Source organism: Anaeromyxobacter sp. SG64, assembly GCF_022690745.1.
Taxonomy (GTDB): Bacteria; Myxococcota; Myxococcia; order Myxococcales; family Anaeromyxobacteraceae; genus Anaeromyxobacter; species Anaeromyxobacter soli.
The window spans coordinates 1-7,935 of record NZ_JALCZB010000144.1 but is presented as its reverse complement, the minus strand read 5'-3'; the positions used below and the strand labels follow the sequence as shown (position 1 = coordinate 7,935).

The 7,935-nt window shown below is 78.3% G+C and carries 9 protein-coding genes; 5 read left to right on the top strand and 4 right to left on the bottom strand.

What is annotated here, in order from left to right; genetic code table 11:
- The 3 genes from MNZ29_RS22875 to MNZ29_RS22865 form a co-directional block, all read left to right on the top strand.
- Positions 1 to 485, top strand: a 485-nt coding sequence (locus MNZ29_RS22875; protein WP_242356908.1) for a FliH/SctL family protein, incomplete at its 5' end; no start/stop codon positions are given.
- Positions 482 to 1,786 carry a FliI/YscN family ATPase gene (locus MNZ29_RS22870; RefSeq protein WP_242341590.1) on the top strand — a complete coding sequence of 435 codons (1,305 nt, stop codon included), beginning with the start codon at positions 482 to 484 and terminating at the stop codon, positions 1,784 to 1,786. The genes MNZ29_RS22875 and MNZ29_RS22870, both read left to right, overlap by 4 nt.
- The gene (locus MNZ29_RS22865) at positions 1,783 to 2,250 is read left to right on the top strand and encodes a hypothetical protein (RefSeq protein WP_242356906.1); all 468 of its coding nucleotides are present in this window, start codon (positions 1,783 to 1,785) and stop codon (positions 2,248 to 2,250) included. The genes MNZ29_RS22870 and MNZ29_RS22865 overlap by 4 nt, the downstream gene beginning before the upstream one ends.
- On the opposite strand, the gene MNZ29_RS22860 is transcribed toward MNZ29_RS22865, so the two are convergent.
- From MNZ29_RS22860 to MNZ29_RS22850, 3 genes are read right to left on the bottom strand one after another with little or no spacing between them, the layout of a single operon-like run.
- Positions 2,247 to 2,615 (bottom strand): response regulator transcription factor, encoded by a 369-nt coding sequence (locus MNZ29_RS22860; protein WP_242341430.1) that lies wholly within the window; start codon positions 2,613 to 2,615, stop codon positions 2,247 to 2,249. The genes MNZ29_RS22865 and MNZ29_RS22860 overlap by 4 nt on opposite strands.
- A gap of 2 nt (positions 2,616 to 2,617) precedes the next feature.
- Entirely contained in the window at positions 2,618 to 3,097 is a 480-nt protein-coding gene (locus MNZ29_RS22855; RefSeq protein WP_242341431.1) for a hypothetical protein, read from the bottom strand.
- A 51-nt stretch (positions 3,098 to 3,148) separates the two neighbouring features.
- A complete protein-coding gene (locus tag MNZ29_RS22850) occupies positions 3,149 to 3,937 on the bottom strand; it encodes a lysophospholipid acyltransferase family protein (protein ID WP_242341432.1) in 789 nt (262 codons plus the stop codon).
- A gap of 87 nt (positions 3,938 to 4,024) precedes the next feature.
- On the opposite strand from MNZ29_RS22850, the gene MNZ29_RS22845 reads away from it, so the two are divergent.
- Positions 4,025 to 4,969, top strand: a complete 945-nt coding sequence (locus MNZ29_RS22845; protein WP_242341433.1) for a pseudouridine-5'-phosphate glycosidase — start codon at positions 4,025 to 4,027, stop codon at positions 4,967 to 4,969.
- Positions 4,966 to 5,838, top strand: coding sequence for a ribonuclease D (locus tag MNZ29_RS22840; protein WP_242341434.1), 873 nt, complete (start codon positions 4,966 to 4,968; stop codon positions 5,836 to 5,838). Before MNZ29_RS22845 ends, MNZ29_RS22840 begins: the two co-directional genes overlap by 4 nt.
- A gap of 111 nt (positions 5,839 to 5,949) precedes the next feature.
- Here MNZ29_RS22840 and MNZ29_RS22835 read toward each other — a convergent pair.
- Positions 5,950 to 7,935 (bottom strand): lytic transglycosylase domain-containing protein (locus MNZ29_RS22835; RefSeq protein WP_242356903.1); only part of this gene is annotated, 1,986 nt, incomplete at its 5' end.

The window sequence follows — 7,935 nt, the reverse complement described above, 5'->3', positions numbered from 1 at the left end:
TCCGCGCCGAGGCCGAGGCGGCGCGCGAGCGCATCCGGTCCGAGGCGGTGGAGGAGGGGCGGCGCGAGGGGCTCGCCCGCGCCGCGGCCAGCGTCGCCGCGGCGGCGGCCGCGCGCGATCGCCGGCTCGCCCTCGCCGAGCGCGAGGTCTCGGCCGTCGCGGTCGACGTGGCGCGGACGATCCTCGGGCGCGAGCTCTCTCACGATCCCGGCGCCGTCGCCGATCTCGCGGCGCGCGCGCTGGCGGCCGCGCGCGATCGCCGCGAGGTGACGCTGCGGGTGAACCCGGGCGACGCGGAGGCCATCCGCACCGCTGCCGGCCGGCTCGCGGCGGTGCTCGCGCGGGCGCCGGGGCTCACGGTGCGCGAGGACGCGGCGCTCGCCCGGGGCGACGCGGTGGTCGAGACCGAGGCGGGGCGGGTGGACGCCCGCGTCGAGACGCAGCTCGCCGCGCTCGCGCGGGCGCTCGAGGACGACGGGCGGTGACGGACCCCGGCCGCGTGCGCGAGGCGCTCGACCGGGCCGCGCCGCTCCGGTTGCGGGGCCGCGTGACCCGCCTCGTGGGCCTCGTCGTCGAGGCCGAGGCCGCGGGCGTGAGGCAGGGGGAGGCGGTCGAGATCCACACTCCGGGCCGCCCGCCGCTCCTCGCCGAGGTGGTCGGGTTCCGCGACGACCGCGCGGTGCTGCTCCCGCTCGGCGATCCCGCCGGGCTCGGCGCGGACAGCGAGATCCTCCCCACCGGGCGACCGCTCGCGATCCGCGCCGGCGACGCGCTGCTCGGGCGCGTCCTCGACGGGCTGGGCAGGCCGATCGACGGGGCGCCGCCGCCGGCCGGGCTCGCGGAGTGGGCCGTGGAGCGCGCGGCGCCGGCCCCGCTCACGCGCCGCCGGATCACCGCGCCGCTCGCGCTCGGGGTCCGCGCGATCGACGGGCTCCTCACGATCGGCGAGGGGCAGCGCGTCGGGATCTTCGCCGGCGCCGGCGTCGGCAAGTCGACCCTGCTCGGCCAGATCGCCCGCAACACGCGGGCGGAGCTGTCCGTCATCTGCCTGGTCGGGGAGCGCGGCCGCGAGGTGCGGGACTTCGTCGAGGAGGCGCTCGGGCCGGAGGGGCTCGCGCGGAGCGTCGTCGTCGCGGCGACGAGCGACGCGCCCGCCCTCGAGCGGCTCAAGGCCGCCCACGTCGCGACGGCCATCGCGGAGTGGTTCGCGGACCGCGGCCGGCGCGTGCTCTTCATGCTCGACTCGCTCACGCGCTATGCGCGCGCCCAGCGCGAGGTGGGCCTCGCGGCCGGCGAGCCCCCCGCGCGCCACGGCTACCCGCCGAGCGTCTTCGCCGCGCTGCCGCGTCTCCTCGAGCGCACCGGGAACCGGGCCGAGGGCGGCATCACCGCCCTCTACACCGTCCTCGTCGCGGGCGGGGATCTCGACGAGCCCATCGCCGACGAGGTGCGCGGGATCCTCGACGGCCACGTCGTGCTCGACGCGCGGCTCGCCGCCGCCGGGCGCTACCCCGCGATCGACGTCCTCCGGAGCCTCTCGCGCGTCATGCCCGCCGTCACCACCCCGGCGCACCGCGCCGCGGCGGACCGGCTGCGCGCGCTCCTGGCCGCCCACGAGCGTCATCGCGACCTCATCGCGCTCGGGGCGTACGCGCCCGGCTCGGACGCGGACACCGACGCCGCCCTCGAGCGGCTCCCCGCCATCGAGGCGTTCCTGCGGCAGGGCGCCGGCGAGGCGGAGGAGCCCGAGCGGACCCGCGCCCGGCTCGAGGAGCTCGTCCGGTGACGGACGCCTACCCCCTCGCGGCGCTGCTCGGGCTGCGCGAGCGCGAGGAGGAGGCGGCGCGCGCGGCGCTGGCCGCGGCGCTCGCGGAGGAGGGCCGCGCCCGCAGGGAGCGGGACGAGCAGAGGGCGCTCCTCGACGACGTCTCCCGGCGGGCGAGCGCGAGCGGCGTCCCCACCGGCGTGGCTGCGCCGGCCGCGACGCTGCAGACGGCGGCCGGCCACTCGGCGCGGCTCCGGCGCGAGGAGGCGGAGTCGCGCGCGGCGCTGGCGTCCGCGGAGCAGGCGCTCGCGGCGGCGGAGGAGGGCGTCGCGGCGGCGCGCGCGGGGCTCGGGGACGCCTCCGCGGCGCGCGAGGCCATCGCACGCCACCGCGCGAGCTGGCAGGAGGGCCTCCGCCGCGCGAGAGAGCGCGCGGAGGACGCGGCGCAGGACGATCTGGCCGCGGCGCGGGCGCGAAGGCGCTAGCGGCGCGGGACCGAGAGGTGGCTCCGGAGGAGCGCCACGAGCTCCGCGTTCTCGAACGGCTTGCGCACGAAGCCGTTCGCCCCGGCCTCGACCGCCCGCCGCGGGAGATCGGGCGAGGGGCGCGCCGAGACGATCAGGATGGGACCCGCGAAGCCGGCGGCGCGCATCCGCCGGCAGAGCTCGAGCCCGTCCATGCCCGGCATGGCCACGTCGAGGAGCACCGCCGCGGCCGTGGAGACCGCCGCGAGCGCCTCGTCGGCCGTCGAGGCGGCCGCGGAGGCGAGCCCCTCCGTCGCGAGCAGGATCCCGAGGAACTCGCAGATGTCGGGGTCGTCGTCGACGAGCAGGACGCGCGGGCCGTCCACGGTCACTCCGCGGCGAGGGAGAGGGTCGCGCGCCCCTCCACGCACTCGATGGTGATCGCCCGCGGTCTCAGGTCCCTGGGCGCCGCGGCGCCGTCCTCGCGCCGGAACGCCGCGAGCGAGAGCACCACCTTGTCCCCGGCGCGGACCGTCTTCCGGTCGCACCGCCAGCCGCCGTCGAGCGTGAACGCGACCTCGGTCCAGTGGCGATCGGAGCCGTTCTTCACGAGGAGCTGCGTCCCCATGATCGACCCGGGGAGGAGCTGCGCCTCGGCGTCGAGGCGGTTCGTCGGCCCGCCGGCCGGGCAGGACGCCCAGATCGCTCCCGCGGAGAGCAGCACCCACGCGCCGATCACGGCGGCCCGGAGGCGCATGTAGCGGGTCGAGCGGCGGTAGCCGCCGGCGAGCTCCTGGGCGAGGTCGCGCGCGACATCCTTCACGCGGTGCGCCGCGGGGAGCGGATCGGGGCGGGCCGGCTCCTTCATCGTGCGAGAGCGTACCGCCCGCCCGCCGGGGCGGACAAGGCGCAAGGGCTCCTACACCGGCGCGCCGTCGGCGGACGCGCTCGTCCCCTCGCGCCCCGGCGCCGCCACGGCGTCGCGCGTGTCGCCTCCCGCGCCGCCGATCGCGAGGTGCTGCTCGATCACCCGGCGGCGCACCTCGACGAGGAGCGCCGTCTTGTTCGGGAAGGCGCGGGGGTCGACGGGGTCCCCGAGGGCGATCCGGATCTCCCCGGGGTACACCGCGATGGCGCGCTTCGGGGTGATGCGCCCGGCGCCCGAGATCGCGACGGGGACGACCGGCACCCCGGCCTCCATCGCCACCACGAACGGCCCCTTCTTGAAGGGGTGGACGCGCAGGTCGGTGGAGCGCGTCCCCTCGGGGAACACGATGAGCGAGGTGCCGCCGCGCACCGCCGCGCCCGCCTGGCGGAGCGACTCGATGGCGCGCGCATGGTTCCCGCGATCGACCGGGATGTGACCGCCGAGCCGCATGTACAGGCCGAAGACCGGGATCTTGAACAGCTCGAGCTTCGCGATGAACCGAACGGTGCGCGGCAGCCGGGCGACGAGCGCGAGGATGTCGAGGGCGCTCTCGTGGTTGGACGCGAAGATGAGGGGTCCGTCGGGAAGCGGCGGGAGGCGGAGCACCCGGACGCGGGCCCCCGCGAGCCGGAGGATCGAGCGGGACCAGGCGAAGCGGGCGAACCACATCGCGAGCTGACCGCGGCCGAGCAGGGTGTCGGGCAGGCTGAGCAGGAAGAACGTGACCATCGAGGCCGCGGTGTAAACGAGCACCACCCAGCCCCGGATTCGCGCCCTCATTCGATCCTCGTCGCGCCGCCCGCCCGGACGGTCCCTGGCGAGGCTTATAGCACGCGCCCGGTGCACGGCCCGGGCTATGCTCGGTGCATGGAAACGCCTCTCCGCATCGCCGAGGAGGTCCGCGAGGCGCTCGCCGCGGGCAGGCCGGTGGTCGCCCTCGAGACGAGCGTCGTCGCCCAGGGACTGCCGCCGCCGCACAACCTCGACGCCGCCCGCCGCTGCGCGGCGGCCGTGCGGGCCGGGGGCGCCGTGCCGGCCGCCGTGGCGGTGCTCGACGGGCGGATCGTGGTGGGGGCGTCCGACCAGGAGCTGGCTCGGCTCGCCGATCCCTCCCGGCCGGCCGCCAAGGCGGCGGTGCGGGATCTCGCGGCGCTCCTCGCCGCCGGACGCGACGCAGGCACGACGGTCTCCGCGACCGCCGCCGTCGCCGTGCGCGCGCGTATCCCGGTGTTCGCGACGGGAGGGATCGGCGGCGTCCACCGGATCCCCGACGGCGAGCCGGCCGCCGGCGCGGCGGACGTCTCCGCCGATCTGGGCGAGCTCGCCCGCTCGCCCGTTTGCGTCGTCTGCGCGGGGCCGAAGGCGATCCTCGACGTTCCTGCGACCGCGGAGGCCCTCGAGACGCTCGGGATCCCCGTGCTCGGCTGGCGGACCTCCGAGCTGCCCGCGTTCTACTCGGAAGCGAGCGGGGTACCCCTCGAGCACCGGGTGGAGGACGGCGCCGGGGCGGCCCGCGTGCTCGCGATGCACTGGGGCGGCCTCGGGCGGCGCGAGGGCGTCGTGCTCGCGATCCCACCCCCGGAGGCCGTGCCGCGAGAGGTCATCGAGGCCGCGATCGCGGCGGCGCTCGCCGACGCCCGGGACCGCGGCGTGCGCGGCAAGGCGGTCACGCCGTTCCTGCTCGAGGCCGTCGCGCGGGCGACGCACGGGAGGGCGCGGGCGGCGAACGTCGCGCTGCTCGAGCGAAACGCCGGCGTCGCCGCCGAGGTCGCGGCGGCGCTGGCCCGAATTGGATACAATCCCGCCGGATGACGCCCCCTTCAGCGGGCGCCACCCCGATCCTCGTCGCCGACCCCGCCACGCTGTCGCAGCTCGTGGAGGCGGTCCGAGCGGAGCCGGTGGTGGCCCTCGACACAGAGTCGAACAGCTTTCACGTGTACCGCGAGCGGGTCTGCCTGCTGCAGATCTCGACGCGGTCCGCCGACTACATCCTCGATCCGCTCGCGGTGGATCCCCGCCCGCTCGGCGAGGTGCTCTGCGACGGACGCGAGACGGTGCTGCACGGCGCCGACTACGACGTGCGCTGCCTCAAGCGCGAGTACGGCTGGCGGCTGCCGCGCCTGTTCGACACGATGCTCGCTGCCCGGCGGCTCGGACGGGAGGGGCTCGGCCTGTCCGCGCTGGTGGAGGCGCACTTCGGGGTGAGGCTCTCCAAGGCGTTCCAGCGTTCGGACTGGGGACAGCGGCCGCTCAGCGCCGCGCAGCTCGCCTACGCCGCGCTCGACACGCACTTCCTGCTCACGCTCCGCGATCTCCTGGCGGCCGACCTCGAGTCGCGTGGCGCGACGGACGACGCGCGGCGCGAGTTCGACCGGGTCGCCGCGGTGGTGCCGCGCGAGCGCGTGTTCGATCCGGAGGGGTTCCGCCGCCTGCGGGGCGCGCGCGAGCTCGAGCCCGCCGGCCGGACGGTCTTGCGCGCGCTGTACCTCGCGCGCGAGGAGCGCGCGCAGGCCCTCGACCGTCCGCCGTTCAAGGTGCTGGGGGAGGACGCGATGCTCGCGATCGCGCGGCGCCTGCCGCGCGACGCCGAGGCGCTCGGCCAGATCCCGGGGGTCACGCCCTCGGTGCTGCGCCGCCTCGGCGACGAGATCCTCGCGGCCGTGCGCGCGGCGTTGATCTAACGGGGGCTGCGCCCCCGCCCCGCCGACGGCTGGCCGCCGTCGTCGGGGCCCCACCCCCGCTCGGCGGGGCCCGTGAACCTTCGCGCCCGCTGTCGCGGGTGCGCGCCTCCCTCAGAATGCCACCCCGCCGTCCGGCGCCGTGACGGCTCGCTCGGGCGCGATCGGCGCTGCCGGCTCGCCCGCCAGGGCGCGGTACACGTCCCAGTCGGCGAGCACGATCCGCACGTAGCCGCGCGTCTCCCGGTACGGGATGGACTCCACCCAGGCGTCGAGCGGCATCCCGGCGCGCGCCCGGGCCCACTCCGCCGCGGCGCCGGGGCCCGCGTTGTACGCCGCGACGGCGAGCGCGGGATCGCCGAAGCGCGCGAGCAGGAGGCCGAGGTAATGGGCACCGAGCGTGATGTTCACCTCCGGCTCCGCGAGCCGGGCGCCGAGCCCGCCCGGCAGCCCGAGCAGCGCGGCGACCCGCTCGGCCGTGGCGGGGCGCAGCTGCAGGAGCCCCTCGGCGCCCGCGCCGCTCCGGATGCCCGGCCGGAACCCGGACTCGCGCCGCATGACGGCGAGCAGCAGCGAAGGATCGACGCCCACCGCGCGGGCGCGCGACGGGACGAGCTCGGGGTAGGGCTCGGGGTGCGCCCAGCGCAGCGCGCGCCGCGTGGGGAGGAGGTGGTCGCGCGAGATCCGGAACGGGACCTCGGCGTCGCCCGCGAACGCCGCGAGCTGCGCCACCACCGGCGCGGACGCGCGGGCGCGCCAGGAGCGGGTGAGATCGGCGAGCTCCTCGAGCGCCTCGGCGCGCATCCCCAGCCCGAGCAGCTCGACCGCCACCGCGAGCCGCGCCGCGGCGGCGGCGTCCTGCAGCTCCGGCAGGGGGCGTGGGTCGGGGGGCGGCATCCTCGCGGCGGACTCGCCGAGGGCGGCGAGCCGCGCCCGCGCGAGCAGGCCGTACCACCCGTCCCCTCCGGCCGCGATCGCCGCACGGTAGAGCCGCCGCTGCTCCGGACCGGTCCGGGCGAGCCGCGCCCGCCAGTACGCCGCGGCGTCGGCGTAGGAGGTCCGATCGAGCTTCGCGAGGGCGCGCGCCGCCGCCGGGAAGCGCCCGAGGCGGTAGAGCGACCAGGCGGAGAACCAGCGCGCGTCGTCGGCGCGGCGCGAGCGCCGGTTGGCCTTCGCGAACGCCTCGAGGGCCGTCGCGGCGCGCGCGAACTGGCCGGCGTCGTAGTACAGCCACGCCGAGAGGTAGGCGGCCTCGTCTCCCAGATCGCGCTGGCGCCACTCGGGGATGCCCGGGATCGGCGCGCGCAGCGCCGCGAGCTCGGCGTAGCGGCGGCTCGCCTCGTCCACCCGGCCGGCCCTCGCCGCCGCGCGCGCGAGCACGAGCAGCGCGCCCCGCCGGTCGCTCTCGTCGGGCGCCGCGGTGAACTTCGCGGCGAGACGCTCCGCGTCGCCGTGGCGTCCGAGGGCGAGCAGCGCACCGGCGCGGAGGATGGCCGCGCGCTCCGGCGCGGCGGGCGGCTCCGCACGCTCCGCGGCGTCGAGGGCGAGGAGCGCCGCGTCGGGCCAGCCCGTGGCGAGGAGCCGGTCCGCGCGCGCGAGCTGCTCGGCCGCGGTGGCGGTCGGCACCGGACCGCCCGCCGCGCGCCACGTCTCGAGGGCCTCGCCGGCAGCGCGGCCCGCCGCCAGCTCGGGCCGCTCGAGCCAGAGGCCGCGGTACACCTCCGCGGCGCGCGCGTCCTCCCCGAGCTGGCGGAGCCCTCGCGCGAGCGCGAGCCGCGCTCCGGGCGCGGCGCCGTCCCCGGGGAGGTCGCGCAGGAGGCCTTCCAGGAGCGGGACCGCCTCCGGCGCGAGCCCCGCCGCGAGCAGCGCCTCGGGCTCCCGCCAGCGGACCCGACGCGCCACCGCGAGGTCCCCCGACGCGGCGACGTCGCCGAGGAGCTTCGCGGCGCGCGGGGCGTCCCCGGCGGAGAGGAGCGCCTCGGCGCGCGCCGCCGCGAGGTGAGCCCGCGCGGGCTGGGTCGAGCCGGCGAGCGCGGTCTCGAGCGCCTCGGCGGCCTCGCCGGGCACCCCCCGCACGGCGAGCGCGACGCCCAGCGCGGC

Coding starts and splice junctions, on each gene's coding strand:
- MNZ29_RS22855 (WP_242341431.1), bottom strand. CDS start 3,097: ATGAAGGAGCCGGCCCGCCCCGATCCGCTCCCCGCGGCGCACCGCGTG.
- MNZ29_RS22850 (WP_242341432.1), bottom strand. CDS start 3,937: ATGAGGGCGCGAATCCGGGGCTGGGTGGTGCTCGTTTACACCGCGGCC.
- MNZ29_RS22845 (WP_242341433.1), top strand. CDS start 4,025: ATGGAAACGCCTCTCCGCATCGCCGAGGAGGTCCGCGAGGCGCTCGCC.
- MNZ29_RS22840 (WP_242341434.1), top strand. CDS start 4,966: ATGACGCCCCCTTCAGCGGGCGCCACCCCGATCCTCGTCGCCGACCCC.